Annotated in this window: 19 protein-coding genes and 3 pseudogenes; 11 read left to right on the plus strand and 11 right to left on the minus strand. The window is 71.7% G+C overall.

Translation table 11 applies throughout. The annotated features are described in order from the left end of the window. Positions 1-13: 13 nt before the first annotated feature. Positions 14-865, plus strand: a pseudogene (locus IE198_RS36305) (transposase). A 7-nt stretch (positions 866-872) separates the two neighbouring features. Here IE198_RS36305 and IE198_RS35030 read toward each other — a convergent pair. After that, a pseudogene (locus tag IE198_RS35030) lies at positions 873-1174 on the minus strand (hypothetical protein); the annotation flags it as partial. A 226-nt stretch (positions 1175-1400) separates the two neighbouring features. Here IE198_RS35030 and IE198_RS07085 point away from each other — a divergent pair. From IE198_RS07085 to IE198_RS07100, 4 genes are all read left to right on the plus strand, one after another. Next, on the plus strand, positions 1401-2714 hold the full coding sequence (locus IE198_RS07085) for a Bcr/CflA family multidrug efflux MFS transporter (protein WP_189883880.1): 1314 nt from the start codon (positions 1401-1403) through the stop codon (positions 2712-2714). A gap of 339 nt (positions 2715-3053) precedes the next feature. After that, positions 3054-4058 carry a small ribosomal subunit Rsm22 family protein gene (locus IE198_RS07090; protein WP_189883882.1) on the plus strand — a complete coding sequence of 335 codons (1005 nt, stop codon included), beginning with the start codon at positions 3054-3056 and terminating at the stop codon, positions 4056-4058. 39 nt (positions 4059-4097) lie between these two features. Then, a complete protein-coding gene (locus IE198_RS07095) occupies positions 4098-4715 on the plus strand; it encodes a TetR/AcrR family transcriptional regulator (protein ID WP_189883884.1) in 618 nt (205 codons plus the stop codon). A gap of 186 nt (positions 4716-4901) precedes the next feature. Then, complete coding sequence (locus IE198_RS07100; RefSeq protein ID WP_189883886.1) at positions 4902-5660, plus strand: bifunctional DNA primase/polymerase; 759 nt, start codon at positions 4902-4904, stop codon at positions 5658-5660. A gap of 56 nt (positions 5661-5716) precedes the next feature. On the opposite strand, the gene IE198_RS07105 is transcribed toward IE198_RS07100, so the two are convergent. After that, positions 5717-6712: an SCO2278 family lipoprotein gene (locus tag IE198_RS07105; RefSeq protein ID WP_189883888.1), complete on the minus strand. Its 996-nt coding sequence runs from the start codon at positions 6710-6712 to the stop codon at positions 5717-5719. A gap of 427 nt (positions 6713-7139) precedes the next feature. On the opposite strand from IE198_RS07105, the gene IE198_RS07110 reads away from it, so the two are divergent. Further along, positions 7140-7925, plus strand: a complete 786-nt coding sequence (locus IE198_RS07110) for a PhzF family phenazine biosynthesis protein (protein WP_308426795.1) — start codon at positions 7140-7142, stop codon at positions 7923-7925. 3 nt (positions 7926-7928) lie between these two features. On the opposite strand, the gene IE198_RS07115 is transcribed toward IE198_RS07110, so the two are convergent. Then, positions 7929-8591, minus strand: coding sequence for a biliverdin-producing heme oxygenase (locus IE198_RS07115; RefSeq protein ID WP_100106816.1), 663 nt, complete (start codon positions 8589-8591; stop codon positions 7929-7931). 134 nt (positions 8592-8725) lie between these two features. Further along, a complete protein-coding gene (map, locus tag IE198_RS07120) occupies positions 8726-9583 on the minus strand; it encodes a type I methionyl aminopeptidase (protein ID WP_189883890.1) in 858 nt (285 codons plus the stop codon). A gap of 58 nt (positions 9584-9641) precedes the next feature. Here map and IE198_RS07125 point away from each other — a divergent pair, with 58 nt between their 5' ends. Next, positions 9642-9872 (plus strand): hypothetical protein, encoded by a 231-nt coding sequence (locus IE198_RS07125; protein WP_100106814.1) that lies wholly within the window; start codon positions 9642-9644, stop codon positions 9870-9872. Between the two features lie 131 nt (positions 9873-10003). On the opposite strand, the pseudogene IE198_RS35040 reads toward IE198_RS07125, so the two are convergent. Both IE198_RS35040 and IE198_RS07130 read right to left on the minus strand, forming a co-directional pair. After that, positions 10004-10466, minus strand: a pseudogene (locus IE198_RS35040) (MFS transporter); the annotation flags it as partial. Between the two features lie 79 nt (positions 10467-10545). Then, positions 10546-11166, minus strand: coding sequence for a hypothetical protein (locus IE198_RS07130; protein WP_189883892.1), 621 nt, complete (start codon positions 11164-11166; stop codon positions 10546-10548). A 97-nt stretch (positions 11167-11263) separates the two neighbouring features. Here IE198_RS07130 and npdG point away from each other — a divergent pair, with 97 nt between their 5' ends. Further along, a complete protein-coding gene (gene npdG / locus IE198_RS07135; protein WP_189883894.1) occupies positions 11264-11983 on the plus strand; it encodes an NADPH-dependent F420 reductase in 720 nt (239 codons plus the stop codon). Between the two features lie 144 nt (positions 11984-12127). Continuing rightward, a complete protein-coding gene (locus tag IE198_RS07140; protein WP_189883896.1) occupies positions 12128-12319 on the plus strand; it encodes a hypothetical protein in 192 nt (63 codons plus the stop codon). An 18-nt stretch (positions 12320-12337) separates the two neighbouring features. On the opposite strand, the gene IE198_RS07145 is transcribed toward IE198_RS07140, so the two are convergent. From IE198_RS07145 to panB, 3 genes are all read right to left on the minus strand, one after another. Beyond that, complete coding sequence (locus tag IE198_RS07145; RefSeq protein WP_189883898.1) at positions 12338-13138, minus strand: site-2 protease family protein; 801 nt, start codon at positions 13136-13138, stop codon at positions 12338-12340. A 219-nt stretch (positions 13139-13357) separates the two neighbouring features. Next, a complete protein-coding gene (locus tag IE198_RS35045; protein WP_229833786.1) occupies positions 13358-13675 on the minus strand; it encodes a cupin domain-containing protein in 318 nt (105 codons plus the stop codon). Positions 13676-13806: 131 nt separating this feature from the next. After that, positions 13807-14667, minus strand: a complete 861-nt coding sequence (panB, locus tag IE198_RS07155; RefSeq protein WP_189883900.1) for a 3-methyl-2-oxobutanoate hydroxymethyltransferase — start codon at positions 14665-14667, stop codon at positions 13807-13809. A gap of 341 nt (positions 14668-15008) precedes the next feature. Between panB and IE198_RS07160 the strand changes: the two genes are divergently transcribed. Both IE198_RS07160 and IE198_RS07165 read left to right on the plus strand, forming a co-directional pair. Further along, complete coding sequence (locus tag IE198_RS07160; RefSeq protein WP_189883902.1) at positions 15009-16058, plus strand: endonuclease/exonuclease/phosphatase family protein; 1050 nt, start codon at positions 15009-15011, stop codon at positions 16056-16058. Between the two features lie 271 nt (positions 16059-16329). Further along, on the plus strand, positions 16330-17565 hold the full coding sequence (locus IE198_RS07165; protein ID WP_189883904.1) for an MFS transporter: 1236 nt from the start codon (positions 16330-16332) through the stop codon (positions 17563-17565). Here IE198_RS07165 and IE198_RS07170 read toward each other — a convergent pair. Both IE198_RS07170 and IE198_RS07175 read right to left on the minus strand, forming a co-directional pair. Continuing rightward, positions 17534-19291 (minus strand): NAD+ synthase, encoded by a 1758-nt coding sequence (locus tag IE198_RS07170; RefSeq protein WP_189883906.1) that lies wholly within the window; start codon positions 19289-19291, stop codon positions 17534-17536. The genes IE198_RS07165 and IE198_RS07170 overlap by 32 nt on opposite strands. 369 nt (positions 19292-19660) lie before the next feature. After that, positions 19661-20116 (minus strand): CBS domain-containing protein, encoded by a 456-nt coding sequence (locus IE198_RS07175; protein WP_189883908.1) that lies wholly within the window; start codon positions 20114-20116, stop codon positions 19661-19663. Positions 20117-20170: the final 54 nt, after the last annotated feature.

Raw genomic sequence — 20170 nt, forward strand, 5'->3', positions numbered from 1 at the left:
GTCCGCACAGAGCATGCCCGTGGCGAAGATCGCCGAGGTGACGTTCACCAGCCCGGACCGGGTCCGGGACGTGGCTGGCCAAACCGGCCGACTTCCTGGTCGCCGAGGGGGTGGTCGACGACATCAGCCACGAGGGCCTTCGGGTTCTGCTCCGCGAGGAGGGCGTCTCGTTTCAACGCGTGAAGAACTGCAAGACCTCACGCGGCCCGGACTACGCGGCCAAGAAGGCCCGGGTCGAGCATCTCTATGCGATCGCCGACGGTGAGGTCAATCCCCGAGGAAGGCGAGCCCGAAGTCGTCTTCTGCATGGACGAGTTCGGAACCGCTCAACCTCCAGCCCCACCCCGGCCGACAATGGGCCGCACGCGGCGGCCGACACAAGGATCCCGATCGCGAGGCCCGGCCCCGCCGCCGGGCGACCTACACCCGCCCGCACGGGGTCCGGCACCTGTTCGCCGCCTACGACCTCGCCAAGGACAAGCTCTACGGGCACATCAAGAAGACCAAGACCAGGTCGAAGTTCCTGGAGTTCTGCCGCTACCTGCGCTCCCTGCACCCGGCGAACGCGCGCATCGCGATCGTCTGTGACAACTACTCCCCGCACCTGACCACGAAGCGCTGCCAGCGGGTCGAGACGTGGGCGGCAGCGAACAACGTGGAGATCGCCTGCACCCCGGCCAACGGCTCCTGGCTCAACCGGATCGAGGGCCAGTTCACCGCCCTGCGCTACTTCGCACTCGACGGCACCGACCACACCAGCCACAAGGAGCAGGGCAGCATGATCCGCCGCTACATCATCTGGCGGAACAAGCACGCCGCCGACGAACACCTCCGCGTGGTCGTGAACAGGGCGAACGTTGCCTGATGCGGCACTAGTTCGAGCAGGTCCGGTTCGCGACGGTCCGGTTCGCGACGGTCCGATTCGCGACGGTCCGATTCGCGACGGTCCGGTTCGCGACGGTCTGGTACGGGACGGTCCGGTTCGCGACGGTCTCGCCGGGGAAGCGGACGCCGATGCGGTCGCGGACCGCGTCGAGCGTCCGCATCACAGCAGCATGCCGTCGAGCGGGACGAGGGGCGACTCGCACTCGCCCGCCCGCACGGCCCGCATCACCTCGTTCGCCTCGTTCGCCTCGTTCGCCTCGTGCTCCAGCGAGTCCCTGCGGCCGTCGGAACTCCTCGGGCTCCGCGCCGGCGAAGGCCTTGGGGGACGCCCCGGTACGGGACGCGACCGCCACGACCTCGGCGTCCGGCATCCGCATCAGGTCCTCGATGAACCGCGCGGCCATGCCGCCCGTGGCCCGTACGCCCACCGCACGTGTCGCTCATCTTTCCCCACCCCTGGTTCGCGACGGGCGAGCTGAGAGCATAGTTGTCGAAAATAGGATGAGGAGCGGTAGATGCCGGAGAGCGGCCAGGGTGAACAAGGGCACAACACTCAATTCGGACCGGCATCCGCGCCACCGGCCGCCGCGGCGGCCCCCATTGCCGCGGGGGTGGCCGCGGCCCGCCGGGCCGGGCTCGTCGTCACGCTGGTCCTCGGCGGTCTCACCGCGCTGCCGCCGTTGTCCATGGACATGTACCTTCCTGCGCTGCCCGCCGTCACCGACTCGCTGCACGCCCCCGCCGCGACCGTCCAGCTCACCCTCACCGCGTGCCTCGCCGGCATGGCCCTCGGTCAGCTCGTCGTCGGTCCTATGAGCGACAGGTGGGGGCGCCGCCGTCCGCTGCTCGTCGGCATGCTCGTGTACGTCGTCGCCACCGCGATCTGCGCGTTCGCCCCGACCGCCGAAATGCTCATCGCCTTCCGCCTGTTGCAGGGCCTCGCGGGCGCGGCCGGCATCGTCATCGCCCGCGCGGTGGTGCGCGACCTCTACGACGGCGAGGAGATGGCCAGGTTCTTCTCCACCCTGATGCTGATCTCCGGCGCCGCCCCGATCATCGCCCCGCTCATCGGCGGCCAGGTGCTGCGGGTCACCGACTGGCGCGGCATCTTCGTCGTCCTCACCGCCGTCGGCATCCTGCTCACGCTCGTGGTCGCCAAATGGCTCCAGGAGACCCTGCCGGAGGAGAAGCGGCACAGCGGCGGCGTCGGCGAGGCGCTGCGCACCATGCGCGGCCTGCTCGCCGACCGGGTCTTCACCGGCTACATGCTCACCGGCGGGCTCGCCTTCGCCGCGCTGTTCGCGTACATCTCGGCGTCGCCGTTCGTGGTGCAGGAGATCTACGGCGCCTCGCCGCAGATGTTCAGTCTGCTCTTCGGCATCAACTCGATCGGCCTGATCGCCGTCGGCCAGATCAACGGCAGACTGCTCGTCGGCCGGGTCAGCCTCGACAAGGCCCTCGGCTTCGGCCTGGCCGTCATCACCCTGGCGGCGACCGCGCTGCTGTTGCTGACGTCGGGCGTCTTCGGCGCGGTGGGACTGTTCCCGATCGCGGCGGGGCTGTTCGTCCTGATGTCCGCGATGGGCCTGGCGATGCCGAACACGAACGCTCTCGCCCTGCAGCGCACCCCGCACGCGGCCGGCTCGGCGTCGGCCCTGATCGGCACGTCGGCGTTCCTGATCGGCGCGGTGGCGTCGCCGCTGGTCGGTATCGCGGGGGAGGCGACGGCGGTGCCGATGGCTGTGGTGCAGGCGGTGTGTGCGGTGGGAGCGGTGGCGTGCTTCGTCGGCCTGTGCAGGCCGTGGCGGCGGAGGCCGGAGGCGGTCTGAGGCGGCGGCGCGCTGTCGCACGAGGGCGCGATGGGGGTGCGCGGGCGCGCGTGGCGGCCTGTTCCCCGACTGCCCCTGAGCCCGGGGCCGCGGGGTGCCACCTTCCCGAAACCGGGCTCCTCCCTCTACGCCTGGCGGCGTGCGGGGATCCCAAGGACCCGTTCAAGGGTGCTCCGCACCTCTGCCGCCGGCAGGACTGCGCAGGCGGCCCGTCCGGCGTCCGAGGAGACCGCGCGCAGCGCGGTACCGGGGTCATGGGCATGCCCCGCTTCGGAAGAGGGGGTGGGGACGGCCCGCGCAGCGGCCCGCCCGCCCGCGCCCCGCACGTACACTCGCTCGGTGAGCGCCACCACCCCCACCGCCGACATCCTCCGTGCCGTGCTCGCCGCGTCGCTGGACGGGCTGCCGCCCAGGCAGGCCGCGCAGGCCGTCGAGCGGCTGATCGCCAACTACCGCGGGCAGACACCCACCGCCGCACCCATCCTGCGGGACCGCGGCGACGTCGTCGCCTACGCCGCGTACCGGATGCCGGCGACCTTCGAGGCGGTGCGGTCCGCACTCGCTGCGCTGCGGGCGGCGGTACCGGGGTGGGTGCCCGGCACGCACACCGACCTCGGCGGCGGCACCGGCGCCGCGAGTTGGGCGGTCGCCGACGTGTGGGACGAGGCGGCGCCGAGCACGACGGTGCTGGACTGGGCCGAGGCCGCGATCGCGCTCGGCCGGGAACTGGCCGCCGCTTCCCAGGTGCCCTCCCTGCGTGACACGCACTGGCAGCGCTCACGGATCAGCTCGACGCTCCGTATCGAGAGCACCGATCTCGTCACCGTCTCGTACGTCCTCAACGAGCTCACCGCCGCCGACCGCGCCGCCGTCGTCGCAGAGTCCGCCCGCGCCGCCCGGACCGTCGTCGTCGTCGAGCCGGGCACCCCCGACGGCTACGCGCGGATCATCGAGGCCCGCGACGCCCTGATCGCCGCCGGACTGCACATCGCCGCGCCCTGTCCGCACAGCGCCTCCTGTCCCATAGAGCGGGGCTCCGACTGGTGCCACTTCGCCGCCCGGGTGTCCCGTTCCTCCTTGCACCGGCAGGTCAAGGGCGGCTCGCTGCCGTACGAGGACGAGAAGTTCAGCTACGTCGCCGCCACCCGCGTCCCGGTGGAGCCGGCCACCGCCCGGGTGGTCCGCAAGCCGCAGATCCGCAAGGGCCTGGTGCTGCTCGACCTGTGCACCAAGGACGAGGGGCTGCGCCGCGACACGGTGACCAAGCGGCACGGGGCGCTCTACAAGGAGGCCAGGGACGCGGAGTGGGGCGACGCCTGGCCGCCCGGCCAGGGCCAGGAGTGAGACGAGACGTCTCGCCTCATCGTTGCTAGATTGGCCGCCATGACCGAGACCAAGGCACCCGACCACTCACGCCGTAGCGAGCGCTCCCGCCGCGCGATCTACGACGCCGCCCTCGCCCTCGTCGGCGAGATCGGGTATGCCAGGACCACGATCGAGGGCATCGCCTCCCGCGCCGGGGTCGGCAAGCAGACGATCTACCGCTGGTGGCCCTCCAAAGCCGCCGTCCTCCTCGAGGCGTTCCTCGACCTCGCCGAACAAGCGTCGGACGCGGCCGCTCCCGGCGGCTACGAGATCCCCGACACCGGCGACCTCGAGGCCGACCTCCGTCTGGTTCTGCGTGCCACCGTCGACGAGATGAACACGCCCGTCTACGACGCCCCCGCCCGCGCGCTCGCCGCGGAGGGCGTGGTCGACGCGGCGGTGGGGGCCCAGTTCGTGGAAAAGCTGCTCGAGCCGCAGCTCCAGCTCTATGTCACGCGACTGCGCGCCGCGCAGCAGGCCGGACAGGTGCGGGCCGGGATCGATGCCCGTATCGCCCTGGAGCTCTTCGTGGGACCGCTCGCGCACCGCTGGCTGTTGCGCACCCTGCCGCTCACCCACGAGTACGCCGATCTGGTCGTGGACTACGCCGTGAACGGCCTCGCGCCCCGCGACTGATCCCGGCCGCCCCGCGAGTGATTCCGGCGCCCCGAGCATGCACCCCGCGCGCCCCGACAGGCGCGTGTGCCCCACCCCGGAGGGCGACGTGCCCCACCCCGGTTGAGGACTGTGGCCACCCAGGGAGCAGGATGGTGGGAGCATGGCAGTGTCCGCGTGGGGCGAGCGTGAGGTGTGAGGGGATAGATGGGCGACGGTATCGGCCGCTACCGCGGCACGGCGAACAGGCCTTCCCGGGAGAGCCGGCTGACGCAGTGGCTGCGCCGCCGCAGCGGGAACACCGACGCGGAGGACTCGCAGCGCGAGGACCTGCTACTGGCCGCCGCCGCCGTGGGACTGCCGCTCGCGCCCGCCGCTCACCCCGTCGGTTACCGCTGTTCCTGTGAGCGCATCGGCTGTCCTACGCCGGCCACCCATCCGATCTCGTTCGCCTGGCAGACCCAGTCCACGACCGACAAGGCGCAGGTCCAGCGCTGGGCGCAGGGTCAGCCGGAGGCGAACTTCATCACCGCGACCGGCATGGTGCACGACGTCCTCGACGTCCCTCTGGAGGCCGGTCGGGACGCGCTCGCCCGGCTGCTGGAGCGGGGGATCGACGTCGGCCCGGCCGCCGAGGTGGGCACGGACCGGATGCTCTTCTTCACCGCCACCCGCGGCACCCCGGAGGACGAGGACGAGTGGTGGCCCTGCGCACTGGACTGCCACCCGGAGACCATGGACGAGCACCCGGGGCTGCGCTGGCACTGCCGCGGCAGCTACGTCCTGGTGCCCCCGGCCCGGCTCCCCGGCGACGGTGACCTCGGCGTCTCCTGGGTCCGTGGCCCGGAGCATCCGCTGCCGGATCCGCTGACGCTGCTGGAGACGCTGACGGACGCGTGCGCGAAATACGCGGGCGAGAACGAGGACTTGGACCACCACGCGACAGCCTGGCCCCTCGGCCGCTGAACCGTTCGCCCCGGAGCACGACAGGAGCAGGCCCGCCGAAGCCGCCGCCCCTCGCGCTATTCGCCCTTCGCGGCGGTGAGGCCCGTCAGACGGCCCCGTACCTCCACCACCTGCCCGGGCTCGCCCCCGTTGCCCGGCGGGACCACCACGGCAAGGTTCGAGACCCGCTCCTTGGTGAGCGAGGACTTCACCTCGCCGGTCAGCAGCGCCTTCACGTCCGGTACGACCTTCAGCCGCACACCCTTCGCGGCCGTCTGGCGTTCGAAGTTGCGCACCGAGAAGAAGACGAACCCGCCGCCGTCCTGCGTGAGAAGCCCCAGCGGCGCGAAGTCGCCCGTGTCGAGCGGCTGGTCGATGTACTGGGTGCTCGTCCCCAGCACGTTGGCGCCCTTCGCACGGACCGCGCGCCACACGGAGGTGTGCGGGCCGGCCTTGAAGTGGGCGGGCTTCCCGCTCTGCATGTACGAGGCGTACTCCTCGCTCAAATTGCGCGGGGCGACCGCCAGCGCCGCGCTGTCCGGGGCGACGGGTTCGGCGTACCCGTCCTTGTCCGTCTTGAAGGTGGGGACCTGCTGCGGGGAAAGGATCGTCAGATAGGCGGCCCGCCATCCCGCGTCGGCGCCGGTGCGCAAGAAGACGAGCAGCCAGCGGCTGTCCCGCGCGCCGCCGTCCCGGTCGCGGTTGGAGTCCGTGTCCGCCACGAACCAGCGAGGCCAGCCCGCCTTCTTCGGGATGACGAACTTGGCGTCGGACAGCTCCAGCGGCGAGTGGTTGGGGTTGCCGTTCGGGAAGTTGACCTGGCGCGCCTTGAGACCGGCCTGGTTGATCGCCCCCAGTGCACCGGTGACATGGGCGGCGTCGAGAGTGGGGTCATACGCCTTGTCGGCCTTGTTGTACGCCTCTGTGAACGCGGCGAGCGCCTGCTCCGCCTCATCCTTCGTCGCCGAGGGGACGACCGCCCGCTCCCCGTGCACCGTCACGCACCCGCTCGCCGTCAGCGACAGCACCGCCAACGCCGCGAGCCCCGTCGTCGTCCGACCCAGCCTTCTCATCGGTTGCCTTCTGCTCCTCGACCCCCATGGACCGTCCGAACCCTACCGGGGCCGGAAACGGACCGAGCGCCGGGACCGGATACAGCGCCCACACCGTGACCTGGAGGACGGCCGGGCCCGGCCGGAAGGTGAACACGCCCTTGCCCAGCGTCCCGTACCGGATGTCCGCCCGGATCGTCGCACGGATGCCGACTCGCGGCACGGGCCCGATCCGCCTGGTCGGGCTGCCGACCGAACGCATGGGCGTCGGGGGGAGCAAAGGATCGGGGGACATCCGAGGAACCCGCTCCCGCGCCGTCACACCACTGGGCCGGCCCCCTTGGGGGGTGCGCCCGCCGCACCGGCCCGGGAACTCGAGGACGGCATCCGGGAGCGGGGCTTCACCGGGAAACCGCCGGTTCCTGAACCGGGATGCTTGAATGCCTGCGTGAACGAACTCGACGCGCTCGGCGTGAGCGGCGAACTCGACATTCTGCACGTCTTCTGTGACGGCAACGGGCGGCACGGCAACGCCCTCGGCGTCGTACGTGACCCCCGTCGCCACCCTGACCGCGGCTCCCGGCAGGCCCTCGCCGCCGAACTGGGCTTCAGCGAGACCGTGTTCGTCGACGACCCCGAACGCGGTGTCGTCGACATCTACACCCCCACGGTGCGTCTGCCCTTCGCCGGGCACCCCCTCGTCGGCACCGCCTGGCTGCTCGATCTGGAGTCCGTCAACCCGCCTGCGGGCGAGGTCTGGGCGCGCCACGACGGCGAGTTCACCTGGATCACCGCCCGCGCAGAATGGGCGCCGCCCCGGCGGCTCGAGCAGTACGCGTCACCGGCGGAGGTCGACGCACTGCCGGCTCCGCCGCCGGGCGAGGGGTGGCTGTACGCGTGGGCGTGGGAGGACGAGGCGGCGGGCCGGGTACGGGCCCGTGCCTTCCCCCGGCGCGGGGACAGCGTCGTCGAGGACGAGGCGACAGGCGCGGCGGCGCTGCTGCTCACCGACCGGCTCGGGCGTGCCCTGAACATCACTCAGGGCCGGGGGTCGCAGATCCTGACCGCCCCCGGCCCTGACGGCATCGTCGAGATCGGCGGCCGCGTCCGCCTTGCGACGCCCGCGTCCGCCCCTGCCGCCGCCCCGGCCCCCGCCCCCGTGCGGATGACCCTCGCAAGGGGCGGGCTGACCCGGCTGCCGCACGCGGTGACCATGCCGGGCCGCACGTCCTGACCGCTACGCGCTGAGCGGGAACTCCCGCTCCAGCTCTCGCAGGATGGCCACGTTGTGGTCGAAGGCCAGCCGGCACTCGTCGACCATGCGCTGCTTCTCCAGGTCGTCGACGTCCACCGCGTCCAGCAGTTCGCGGTAACCGCGCTTGAAGGCCGCCGGGTTCGGGATCTGCTCGAAGACGTAGAACCGGACGCCGTCGCCCTTGCGGTCGAAGCCCCAGGTCTTCTCCGCCATGTCGCGCAGCACCTGGCCGCCGGAGAGATCGCCGAGATAGCGGGTGTAGTGGTGCGCCACATATCCGGCGGGCCAGGTCCGCGCGCACTCCTCGATCCGGGCGGCGTACGCGGCCGTGGCCGGCAGCGGTACGAGCTCCTCGGGCAGGACGCCGGCACCGCGCAGATGCCCGAGGTCGCGCGCCAGCTCCGCCGTGCGCATCAGCTCGGGCCTGATGAACGGGCCGGCGACCGGGTCGTCCTTCAGCGCCTCCGCCGTGCCCTCCAGCGCGCGGTAGACGAACCACAGCTCCTCGGTGTACCGCGCGTACGCCTCGACACCGAGCCGGCCCGCGAGCAGGTGGTCCATGAAATGGGACGTCTGCACCGTGGTGTGCCGCTCGTGCGAGGCGAGACGGATCAGCGTCGAGAAGGGGGTGCCGGTGGCGTCCAAGGCGAGCCTCCAGAGAACCGAAGGGGCGGGAACGGGCGGCGACGGCTGTTGCCCCCACCGATCCTGCTGCTCAGGCTCGGCTGAGTCAATGTGTTCCCGACGTTCTGTCGGTAAAACGCTACCCGCCCCGGGGCTCAGGGCAACGTGAGAATTTCGGCCCCCGTGTCGGTCACCACCAGCGTGTGCTCGAACTGTGCCGTCCGCTTGCGGTCCTTCGTGACCACCGTCCAGCCGTCGTCCCACATGTCGTACTCGTACGTGCCGAGCGTGAGCATCGGCTCGATGGTGAACGTCATTCCCGGCTGGATGACGGTGGTGGCGTGCGCCGCGTCGTAGTGCGGAATGATCAGGCCGGAGTGGAACGACGAGTTGATCCCGTGCCCTGTGAAGTCGCGGACGACCCCGTAACCGAAACGCTTGGCGTACGACTCGATGACCCGGCCGATGACATTGATCTGGCGGCCCGGCTTGACCGCCTTGATCGCACGGTTCAGCGACTCCCGGGTGCGCTCGACGAGCAGCCGTGACTCCTCGTCGACGTCACCGCAGAGGTAGGTGGCGTTGTTGTCGCCGTGCACACCGTTGATGTACGCCGTGACGTCCAGGTTCACGATGTCGCCGTCCCGCAGGACGGTCGAGTCCGGGATCCCGTGGCAGATCACCTCGTTGATCGAGGCGCACAGTGACTTGGGGAAGCCGCGGTAGCCGAGCGTCGACGGGTAGGCGCCGTGGTCGCACATGAACTCGTGCGCCACCCGGTCGAGTTCGTCCGTCGTCACACCCGGGGCGATGTGCTTGGCGGCCTCCTCCATCGCCTGCGCGGCGATGCGGCCCGCGATGCGCATCCGCTCGACGGTCTCCGAGTCCTGGACCTCCGGCCCGGAGTACGGGGTCGGCGCGGGCTTCCCGACATACTCGGGACGCCGGATGTTGCCGGGGACGGAGCGGGTGGGAGAGAGCTCCCCTGGTACGAGCAGCGACTGGCCAGACATGGCAGCGAGTCTAACCAGCCCTGCTGGGGCAGCATGGCCTGAGAGGAAGGAGCCGACGATGGCCCTGTTCAAGAAGCGCACGGCGGGCAAGCCGGGCGAGTGGTACTACTGCCTGCAGCACAAGAAGGTCGAGGAAGGGCCGGAGTGCCCGGCCAAGGACCGCTTCGGGCCGTACGCGTCCCGCGAGGAGGCGACCCAGGCGATGGAGACGGCGCGGGAACGGAATCTCGAGTGGGAGAACGACCCCCGCTGGCACGACGCGCCGCGGGGCGGCGGGGACGACGCGTAGGCCCGGGGCGGGGCGCCGCCGCGGGACGGGCCGATCGCGCGCGGCAGGATCCAGCCGTAGGGGCGTGCGGGGAGGGGGAACAGTCCGCCGCGGGAGTCACGCACCCGCGGCCGCCTCCCGCGCGGCCCGCCGCGCCCCGCGTCCTCGTCCGTGGCCGCGTCGTACGTCACCGGCTTCGGCAGCACCGCCGCCGGCACTCCCACCGACACCACGCACGCCACACCCCCGCCCCGGATCGCGGGCCGCGTCCCCGTCCAGCCGGCCATCGCGCCGGCCCGTACCCGGCCCAGTTGAGGGCCGACGCTGTACGAGAGGACCTCGATGCCGGCCAGGCGGCCGCGCAGCCCGTCGGGGATCGTCTGGTTCCAGATCGTCGAGCGGCCCAGCCCGCTCAGCATGTCGCCGGCGCCCGCGAACGCCGCGCACCAGCACCAGCCACACGTTGTCGATCCAGCCCGCCGCCACCGCAAGGCCCCACCCCGCCGCGCCGAAGAGCACGAACAGGCCGTGCCGCCGTACTCGGGAGGTCCAGCCGCTGGTGAGGCTCAGCAGCACGGACCCGGCCGAGCCCGCCGCGTACATCAGGCCGAGCGACCGGATCGGGCAGGACGGCGGAGAGCTTGCTTGACACAGAGGCCCATGCTCCAAGGATGTCGGAGCCCGGGGCAACCGATTACCAGCGGGCCGGCGGCGGTGACGTCAGCTGGTCCGCCAACCACGACAACCGGTCCCGCAGCCGCGACCGGCCGCGTGGCGCGGGCACGCAGTTCTCGCCCGCCGCCGCACTCACCAGGTGCTGCACCGTGTCGATGTCGATCTCCGCCGCACCCTCCGCGTGGTCCACGCCCGGTACGGTCAGCGCCTCGTGCGCCAGCCCCTGCACCTCTGGGTCGCCGCCGTCCAGGGCCAGGACCGTCGCACCGGCCCGGCGCGCGTCGTGGACCCGCCCCAGCAGGCCCTCGTCCGGCGGCGCGGGCGCCACCACCAGCAAGGTCTCGCCACGCCTGGCCGCCTCGAGCCGGCCGAGTCCGACGGCCAGGTGTGCGGGGTCCGTGGCCCGCACCCGGTGCCGTACGAGCGTCGGCGCCAACTCGGGCTGTCCCGACCACGCCGCCTCATCGACGAGGTGCGCGGCCATGTGCCACGGCTCGTACTCCTTTGTCCCCACCAGCAGCAGCCCGCCGCCCCGGGGCACCACCGACGAGCGCAGCGCCTGGGCGAACCGCCGGGTCGCCGCGGGCCACTGTGTCCCGACGAGGACTTCGCGCAGCAGCGCGACACGCACGGCATCCATGGCCCCGCATCCTGCACCGGGCCGCGGCCGTGCGGGACCGGGTCGGCTTCGTCTCACCCGAACGGGAGAGCGGGGGCCCGCGAAGTAAGGTCGGCCCATGACTACTACTCCTGCTGACAGTTCGGGCACCGCGCCCAAGGCCCCGGCGAAGGATCCATGGGACCTTCCCGACGTTTCCGACCTGGTCGTCGGCGTCCTCGGCGGCACCGGTGACCAGGGCCGTGGACTGGCCTACCGGCTGGCCAGGGCAGGCCAGAAGGTGATCATCGGCTCCCGTTCCGTCGAGCGCGCCGAGGCCGCAGCAGGGGAACTGGGCCTCGGCATCGAGGGCGCCGACAACGCCGAGTGCGCGCGGCGCAGCGACGTGGTGATCGTGGCGGTGCCGTGGGACGGGCACGCGCAGACGCTGGAGACGCTGCAGAAGGAGCTCGTCGGCAAGCTCGTCGTCGACTGCGTCAACCCGCTCGGCTTCGACAAGAAGGGCGCGTACGCGCTCAAGCCGGAGGAGGGAAGCGCCGCCGAGCAGGCCGCTGCCCTGCTGCCCGACTCGCGGGTGACGGCGGCCTTCCACCATCTGTCGGCCGTGCTGCTGCAGGACGAGTCGATCGAGGAGATCGACACCGATGTGATGGTGCTGGGCGAGGCCCGCGCCGACACCGACATCGTGCAGGCGCTCGCCGCCCGTATCCCGGGCATGCGGGGCGTCTTCGCCGGACGGCTGCGAGGCGCCCATCAGGTGGAGTCGCTGGTCGCCAATCTGATCTCGGTCAACCGCCGCTACAAGGCACACGCGGGGCTGCGCGTCACCGACGTGTGAGCCGCTCCGGGCGCCGGGCACGACCACGGGGCGGGCATGGGTACGGGGCGGGCATGGGGGACACTGGAGGGGCCGCATCCCCCCTACGCCCCGGCGGGCGTGGGAGGTGCCCCCACCCGCAGGAACCGACAGGAGCCCCGCCCCATGCCCCGCCTCGCTCTCTACTCCCTCGCCGTCTGCGTCCTGGCCGTCGTCGCGGCGGTGATCTCGTTCATGCAGGGCATGTGGCTCGGGATCGTGTGGGTGCTGCTCGCGGGGGTCGCCTCGAACATGGCCTGGTACTACCGGCGCCGCGCGAAGGTGGAGCGGGCCGCGGCGGGCGCCGGGTCGGCCTGACCCCCGCGGCCCCAGGCGTCAGGCCGCGGTCGCGCAGAACTCGTTCTGCCCGTTCCAGAACTCGAACAGGTCCCGGCCGCAGTAGATGCCCAACTCGTCCACGCCGAGGGCCTGCATGACGCCGTAAATCGTGTCGAAGAACACGGCGTTGACCTCGGGGATGAACAGCACCACGAAGACGATGATCAGCCCGAACGGCGCGATCGGCTCCACCTGCCGGCGCACCTTGTACGACAGCCAGGGCTCGATCACTCCGTAGCCGTCGAGGCCCGGCACCGGCAGGAAGTTCAGGATCGCGGCGGTGACCTGGAGCATCGCGAGGAACGCCAGCGCGAAACGGAACCCGACCGGCACCCCGTCCAGAGCGCCCAGCCAGAACGGCGCCGTGCACACGACGGCGAACAGCACGTTTGTCAGCGGGCCCGCCGCCGAGACCAGGCTGTGCTTCCAGCGGCCCCTGATGCGGCCCCGCTCGATGAAGACCGCGCCGCCCGGAAGACCGATGCCACCCATGATCACGAAGATGACCGGCAGCACGATGCTCAGCAGGGCGTGCGTGTATTTCAGCGGGTTCAGCGTGAGATAGCCCTTGGCGCCGATGGAGATGTCGCCGCCGTGCAGCGCGGTGCGGGCGTGCGCGTACTCGTGCAGACAGAGCGAGACGATCCACGCGGAGACGACGAAGAGGAAGACGGCGAGGCCGGGGTTGGCCGAGAAACCGGTCCACACCGCCCAGCCGGTGACCGCCATCACCGCGGCGATCCCGAGGAACACGGGACTGATGGCGCGGTCGCTGTGACGCCTGGCGGCGGTGGTCATGGACGCGGCTCCTGAGGTGCGGCGGGCGGGGCGGGCGGTGTGTGCGGAGTAGACCGTACCGGTGACACCGGGTGAAACGTCCCGGGGGTCGCTCCCGGTTCCTGCTCCTGCCCGGCCGCGGCGGGCCCGACACCGGCCGGCGGCCCAGCACGGGCCGTCCCCAGTGCCGCGGGGACGATGAGCAGTCAGCGGCGGCGCAGGCGGTCGCGCCCGAGTGCTTCACGAGGCCCCGTACTCGAGGGCGTTCTTGTCGATTCGCGCCATTCCGGCCGTGGTGCCCGCCCGCGCCGGCAGATTGCCGACAGGCGCGACAAGATGCCGACGGCCGTCGTACTCGCGGGTCGGGCCTTGGTACTCGCGGGTCAAGGCCTTTGCGTAGGCGCCCGATCCGACCCAGTCGGGCATCACGCAGGGCTCGTCGCCGACCACATACGCGTCGTGCCCCGGCGCGACGGTGACGAACTGGCCGGGTTCCGCGTCGGCCGTCCCGCCGTCGTCCTCAGCGGAGTCGAAGTTCCTGCTCACGACTGCGGCCATGATGTGCCGCCTTCGCGTCGGTGCGGTCCGCGAGGCCATTTCTCACACCAATGCCGACAGCCCGCCGACGGGGGACGGTCGGCGGGCTGTCGTTGGTGCCGGAAGTGGCTCTGTGCACCTGGCGGTGCGGCTCAGTGGAAGGTGTGCTCCTCCGCGGGGAACGCGCCGCCCGCGACATCGTCCGCGAACGCCTTCGCCGCGTCCCCGAGGGTCTGCCGGAGGTTGGCGTACTGCTTGGTGAAGCGCGGCACCCTGCCTCCCGTCATGCCCGCCATGTCGGTCCACACCAGGACCTGCGCGTCGGTGTCCGGACCGGCGCCGATGCCGATGGTGGGAATGTGCAGGGAGCGGGTGACCTCGGCGGCGAGTTCCGCCGGCACCAGCTCCAGGACCACGGCGAACGCGCCCGCGTCCTGGGCGGCCTTGGCGTCGCGGATCAGCCGGTGCGCGGCCTCGTCGCTGCGGCCCTGCACCCGGTAGCCCATGGTGTTCACGGACTGCGGGGTCAGACCGAGGTGCGACATGACCGGGATGCCGGACTGCACGATCAGCTCCGTCTGGGCCAGCGAACGCTCGCCGCCCTCGAGCTTGACCGCGCCGACACCGGCGTCCTTGACCAGCCGTGTGGCGTTGCGCAGCGCCTGGACCGGACCTTCCTGGTACGCACCGAACGGCAGGTCGCCGACGACCAGGGCGCGCCTGGTGCCCCGTACGACGGCCGCCGACAGCAGCGTCATCTCGTCCATCGTGACGGGCACCGTGGTCTCGTACCCGAGGTGACAGTTGCCCATCGAGTCGCCCACGAGCACCACGGGGATGCCTGCCTCGTCGAAGACGGACGCGGTCATCGCGTCGTAGGCGGTGAGCATGGGCCACTTCTCGCCGCGCTCCTTGGCGGCGGCGATGTCGTGCACGGTGATGCGGCGCGTCTGCTTGCCGCCGTACAGCGCCTTGCTGCTGTCGGAGGGCTTGTGGGCAGGCTGAAGCGTCATGAGTATTCGGCTCCTTCGTCATCTCGTGGCGCCCTGACGGCGTCCCCGGATCGCTTCCATGGTGGCACTTCATGCCACCCGGGGGAAAGAGGACCCCGTCACACGGCGCGCGTCGCCGGGTCGCCGCGTCGCCGTGCCGGCGCTTGAAGTGTGCCCGTTCTGTCACAGCCTCCCCACCAGGTCCGACGGCAGGAACCCGGCGTGCCGCCCCGTCGTCATCGAGGCAGTACGGCCGTCCGCGCGGACGGCTCGATCACCACCGGTCATCGCCTAGGGTCCTAAGGGCGGCGGCAGGCCGGAGTTGACGGCAAGGCAGTGGCAAGGCAGTGAGGACAGCATTCATGGCGCAGGCGTACACGGCGGAAACGGGGAACGGCGCAGCCAGGACGCCCACCGGCTCCCTCGCCGGGAGACTCGGCGGTCTCCTGCCGGCACGCTGGCGCGAGGAACGGGGGATCTGGCGGCGTGGCATCGTCCTCGCGGTCTGCGCCGTGCTGATCGCCCTGCTGATGGCCCTGCACGCCCGTATCCCCAACCGGATCGGGAACCTCGGCAGCCTGACGGAGACGTTCCTGCCGTGGTTCGGCGTCCTCGTCCCGCTGATTGCCGTCGCGGCGGTGCTGCGGCGCTCCGCGACCGCGCTGATCGCCGTGCTGCTGCCGCTGATCGTGTGGCTCAACCTGTTCGGCGGACTGCTGACCGGCAAGTCCGCGGCCGCGGCGGGGGACGTGGGCCGGGGCGATCTGACGGTCGCCACGCACAACGTGAACGCGGACAACCCGGACCCGGCGGGCACCGCGCAGGACGTCTCCGCGTCCGGGGCGGACGTCCTGGCGCTGCAGGAGCTGCCGGCCGGGCAGGTCGCGACGTACGAGCAGGCCCTGGCCGACACCTACCGGTACCACGCGGTCGAAGGCACGGTCGGCCTGTGGAGCAAGTACCCGCTGACCGGCACGTCCCCCGTGGACATCAAAATGGGCTGGACCCGCGCCATGCGGGCGACGGTGGCGGCGCCGGGCGGAGACGTCGCGGTGTACGTCGCGCACATGCCGTCCGTGCGCGTGAAACTCGAGGCCGGCTTCACCGCCAACCAGCGGGACAACAGCGCCGACGCGCTGGGCGAGGCGATCGCCCGCGAGCGGGTCGACCGGGTCGTGCTGCTCGGCGACCTCAACGGCACGATGAACGACCGCTCGCTGAACGCCGTCACGTCCCAGATGCGTTCCACGCAGGGGGCGGCGGGCGACGGCTTCGGCTTCAGCTGGCCGGCGGCGTTCCCGATGGCGCGGATCGATCAGATCATGGTGCGGGGAGTGGAGCCGGTGGCGTCGTGGACGCTTCCGCGGACGCCGAGCGACCACCTTCCGATCGCGGCGAGCGTCACGCTGTGACATTCCCCACCCCGCTCCTGGCCGCCCGGGGCCTTTGCTCACCGGACACCTGCGCCTCGATCGCCGGCGCCTGATCCGCTCCCGCCCGGCGGGCCGGGTTTCGGGCGGTGGAGGTCCATGGCCGGGGTGCCGCCCCGGCACCGGGCCTAGCCCGGGTTCGGGAAGGGTCGGGGTGGGGGAACGTCCCCGCTATTCGGCGTTCACCGGTGGGAGCAAAACATCTGAGACTATTTGTTCCGAGAACGAACTTACGCGGAAAGGCTCACCGCACATGCCCTTGGCGCTACTCGCCCTCGCCGTGTCCGCCTTCGGCATCGGAACCACCGAATTCGTCATGATGGGCCTCCTGCCCAACGTGGCGGACGATCTCGGCACCTCCGTCCCCACTGCCGGCCATCTCGTCTCCGCCTACGCCATCGGTGTCGTCATCGGCGCACCCCTGCTCACCGCCCTGGGATCCCGCGTCCCGCGCAAGCGGATGCTGCTGCTCCTGATGGCGCTGTTCACCGTCGGGAACCTTGCCTCCGCCCTCGCCCCCGGCTTCGGCACGCTGCTCGCGGGACGCGTTCTCGCCGGGCTGCCGCACGGCGCGTTCTTCGGTGTCGGCGCCGTGGTCGCCGCGCGCCTCGTGCGGGAGCACCGGCAGGCGAGGGCGGTCGCCACCATGTTCCTCGGGCTCACCGTCGCCAACATCGTCGGCGTCCCGGCCGCCACAGCGCTCGGCCAGCAGCTCGGCTGGCGCTCGACGTTCCTCGTCGTGAGCGCCATCGGCCTCGTCGCCATGGCGGCCCTGACCGGTCTCGTGCCGCACATGCCGCTCGACGCCCATCAGAGCGTCGGCCGCGAGCTGCGCGCGCTCGGCGACCGGCAGGTGCTGCTCGGCCTGCTGACCGCGGTCTTCGGCTTCGCCGGAGTGTTCGCCGTGTACTCCTACCTCGCCTCGATGACGACCGAGGCGATCGGCCTCGGCGAGTCGTCCGTGACTCTCGTGCTCGCCCTGTTCGGCATCGGCATGACCCTCGGCGCCCTGGCTGCCGGCCCGCTCACCGACCGTGCGCTGCGACCGACGCTCTACGGCTCCCTCACCGCACTCGCCCTGGTCCTGGCCGCCTTCCCCTTCACGATCCGCACGACGTGGCTGGCACTGACCACCGTCGTCGTGCTCGGCGCGGTCGGCTTCCTGACCACCACGCCGCTGCAGATGCTGGTGATGCGCAAGGCGCAGGACGCGCCGACCCTCGCCTCCGCCTCCAACCACTCCGCCTTCAACCTCGCCAACGCCGGCGGCGCCTGGCTCGGCGGCGCGGCGATCGCTGCCGGCTGGGGCTGGACGTCGCCGGCGTTCGTCGGGGCCGTCCTCGCCGTGGTGGGACTCGCGATCGCCGCGACGGCCGGGCTGCTGGACCGGGACCGTACGGCGAAGATGGCCTCCCGCGTCGTCACGGGAAGCCCCCTCGCACAGGAGCAGGAGACGCTCAGCCCGTCGTCTCGCGCCAGCGGTTCGTGATCGGCAGCCGCCGGTCCTTGCCGAAGCCCTTCGCCGAGATCTTGGTGCCCGGCGGGTACTGGCGCCGCTTGTACTCCGCCGTGTCCACCAGCCGCAGCGTCTTCGTCACCAGCTCCTCGTCGAAGCCGGCCGCCACGATCGCGTCCTTGCCCTGGTCCCGGTCGACGTACAACTCCAGGAGCCGGTCCAGCACGTCGTAGTCCGGCAGCGAGTCGGTGTCCATCTGTCCCGGGCGCAGCTCGGCGCTCGGCGGCTTGGTGATCGACGCCTCCGGGATCGGCGGGGTCTGGCCGCGTTCCTCAGCCGCGCGGTTGCGCCATTTCGCGAGCCGGAACACGGTCGTCTTGTAGACGTCCTTGATCGGCCCGTAGGCACCGACGGAGTCGCCGTACAGCGTCGAATACCCCACGGCCAGCTCGGACTTGTTGCCCGGCGCAAGCACGATGTGGCCCTCCTGGTTGGAGATCGCCATCAGCATCGTGCCGCGCAGCCGTGACTGCAGGTTCTCCTCCGCGAGACCGGTGAGGCCCAGCGAGCCCATGTACGCGTCGAACATCGGCTCGATCGGTACGGTGCGGAAGTTGAGCCCGGTCCGGCGGGCCAGCTCGGCGGCGTCGCCCTTGGAGTGGTCGGAGCTGTATTTGGACGGCATGGACACGCCGTACACGTTCTGCGCACCGAGCGCGTCGCAGGCGATGGCGGCGACGAGGGCGGAGTCGATGCCGCCGGACAGGCCGATGAGCACGGACCGGAAGCCGTTCTTCGCGGCGTACGCGCGCAGGCCGACGACCAGCGCCGAGTACACCTCCTCGTCGTCGTCGAGCCGGTCGGCGTAACCGCCCGTGAGCTCCGCCTCGTATGCGGGCAGCGGCTCCTCGGAGAGGACGACCCGGTCGATGCGCAGCCCGTCGTCGACCACACCGGTCGGGGCGTCGGCGGTGGCGGCGGGCAGCTCCAGGTCGAGCACGACGCTGCCCTCCGCGAACTGCGGGGCGCGGGCGATGACTTCGCCGTCCGGGCCGACGACGATCGAGTCGCCGTCGAAGACCAGCTCGTCCTGTCCGCCGATCATCGCCAGATACGCGGTGGTGCAGCCGGCTTCCTGGGCGCGCTTTCGCACCAGCTCCAAGCGGGTGTCGTCCTTCTCGCGCTCGTAGGGGGAGGCGTTGATCGAAACCAGCAGCCCGGCGTTCGCGCTGCGGGCGGCGGGCACGCGGCCGCCGTCCTGCCAGAGGTCCTCGCAGATCGCGAGCGCGACGTCGATGCCGTGGACGCGGATCACGGGCATGGTGTCGCCCGGCATGAAGTAACGGAACTCGTCGAAGACGCCGTAGTTGGGGAGGTGGTGCTTGGCGAAGCTCAGCACCACTTCACCTCGGTGCAGCACTGCGGCGGCGTTGCGCGGACCGCCGACGGGCTGGCCGTACTTGAGCCGGTCCGTTTCCGAACGGTCCAGGTACCCGACGATCACCGGCAGCTCGCCGAACCCCTCGGCGTCGAGCCGCGCCGCGAGCGCGCGCAGCGCGGAACGGGACGCTTCGACGAAGGACGACCGCAGGGCGAGGTCCTCGACGGGGTAGCCGGTCAACACCATCTCGGGGAACGCGACGAGATGCGCCCCCTGCTCGGCGGCGTGCCGGGTCCAGTGCACGATCGCCTCGGCGTTGCCGGTGAGGTCGCCGACGGTCGAGTCGATCTGATTCAGAGCGAGACGTAGTTGAGGCACGCGGGTCAGTGTAATCGTCTTTCTGACGCGATGCCCTTCCGGGTGACGCGGCCCACAGGTTGCGTGCCGCTGCGGGGCCGTTCACCTCCCCGCCCTGCCCGAAGCCGGGCCCTGCCCGGACCCGCCTTGCGGGCCCCTTCCCCGGCCGGGCGGCCGGGGAAGGGGCCCGCCCTTTCGCCCCGCGCCTCAACCGGCGGCGGGGCTCTGAGACGCTCCCCTCGACGGGCCGGTGCCGGCCGGCGGCCCCCATCGGCCAGGACCCGCGCCCGCGACCCCGGCGCGCTCGCCCCGCCTGCCGGCCCCCCGGGGTGCACCCGAGGGCGCAGCGCCCCGCCGGGGCAGGGCGCACCCCGCGACGCGTCGCACCTGTCAGGTCATCGCGCCCGCGTTCGTCAACCGCTCCGTACCGCTTTCCGCGTACACCCGTTCCGCCCACCCCGCCAGCTGGTCCTCGCTCAGGTGCTGGGCCAGGTCGGCCTCGCTGATCATGCCGACGAGGCGCTTGTTCTCGATCACCGGAAGGCGGCGGATCTGGTGGCCCTGCATCTCCCGCAGGACCGCTTCGACGTCCGCGCCCGCGTCGATCCAGCGCGGCGTGCCCTTGGCCATGTCGCCTGCCGTGACGCGGGACGGGTCGTGGCCCAAGGCAACGCAGCCGACGACGATGTCGCGGTCGGTGAGGATGCCGCACAGACGCTCGTCGGCGTCGGCGATCGGCAGCGCGCCCACATTCAGTTCGCGCATCAGCTGCGCCGCCCGGTCGAGGGTCTCGTGTTCGGGGATCCAGCGGGCCCCCGCGTGCATGATGTCCTTCGCAGTGGTCATGGGTCGTGCCTCCTGCATGCCGTACGGCCCCGAGCCACCCCATTCTCGTTGCGC

The organism is Streptomyces xantholiticus (assembly GCF_014651015.1).
GTDB lineage: Bacteria > Actinomycetota > Actinomycetes > Streptomycetales > Streptomycetaceae > Streptomyces > Streptomyces xantholiticus.

Coding starts and splice junctions, on each gene's coding strand:
- IE198_RS07085 (WP_189883880.1), top strand. CDS start 1,401: ATGCCGGAGAGCGGCCAGGGTGAACAAGGGCACAACACTCAATTCGGA.
- IE198_RS07095 (WP_189883884.1), top strand. CDS start 4,098: ATGACCGAGACCAAGGCACCCGACCACTCACGCCGTAGCGAGCGCTCC.
- IE198_RS07100 (WP_189883886.1), top strand. CDS start 4,902: ATGGGCGACGGTATCGGCCGCTACCGCGGCACGGCGAACAGGCCTTCC.
- IE198_RS07105 (WP_189883888.1), bottom strand. CDS start 6,712: ATGAGAAGGCTGGGTCGGACGACGACGGGGCTCGCGGCGTTGGCGGTG.
- map (WP_189883890.1), bottom strand. CDS start 9,583: ATGTCTGGCCAGTCGCTGCTCGTACCAGGGGAGCTCTCTCCCACCCGC.
- IE198_RS07125 (WP_100106814.1), top strand. CDS start 9,642: ATGGCCCTGTTCAAGAAGCGCACGGCGGGCAAGCCGGGCGAGTGGTAC.
- IE198_RS07130 (WP_189883892.1), bottom strand. CDS start 11,166: ATGGATGCCGTGCGTGTCGCGCTGCTGCGCGAAGTCCTCGTCGGGACA.
- npdG (WP_189883894.1), top strand. CDS start 11,264: ATGACTACTACTCCTGCTGACAGTTCGGGCACCGCGCCCAAGGCCCCG.
- IE198_RS07140 (WP_189883896.1), top strand. CDS start 12,128: ATGCCCCGCCTCGCTCTCTACTCCCTCGCCGTCTGCGTCCTGGCCGTC.
- IE198_RS07145 (WP_189883898.1), bottom strand. CDS start 13,138: ATGACCACCGCCGCCAGGCGTCACAGCGACCGCGCCATCAGTCCCGTG.
- IE198_RS35045 (WP_229833786.1), bottom strand. CDS start 13,675: ATGGCCGCAGTCGTGAGCAGGAACTTCGACTCCGCTGAGGACGACGGC.
- panB (WP_189883900.1), bottom strand. CDS start 14,667: ATGACGCTTCAGCCTGCCCACAAGCCCTCCGACAGCAGCAAGGCGCTG.
- IE198_RS07160 (WP_189883902.1), top strand. CDS start 15,009: ATGGCGCAGGCGTACACGGCGGAAACGGGGAACGGCGCAGCCAGGACG.
- IE198_RS07165 (WP_189883904.1), top strand. CDS start 16,330: ATGCCCTTGGCGCTACTCGCCCTCGCCGTGTCCGCCTTCGGCATCGGA.
- IE198_RS07175 (WP_189883908.1), bottom strand. CDS start 20,116: ATGACCACTGCGAAGGACATCATGCACGCGGGGGCCCGCTGGATCCCC.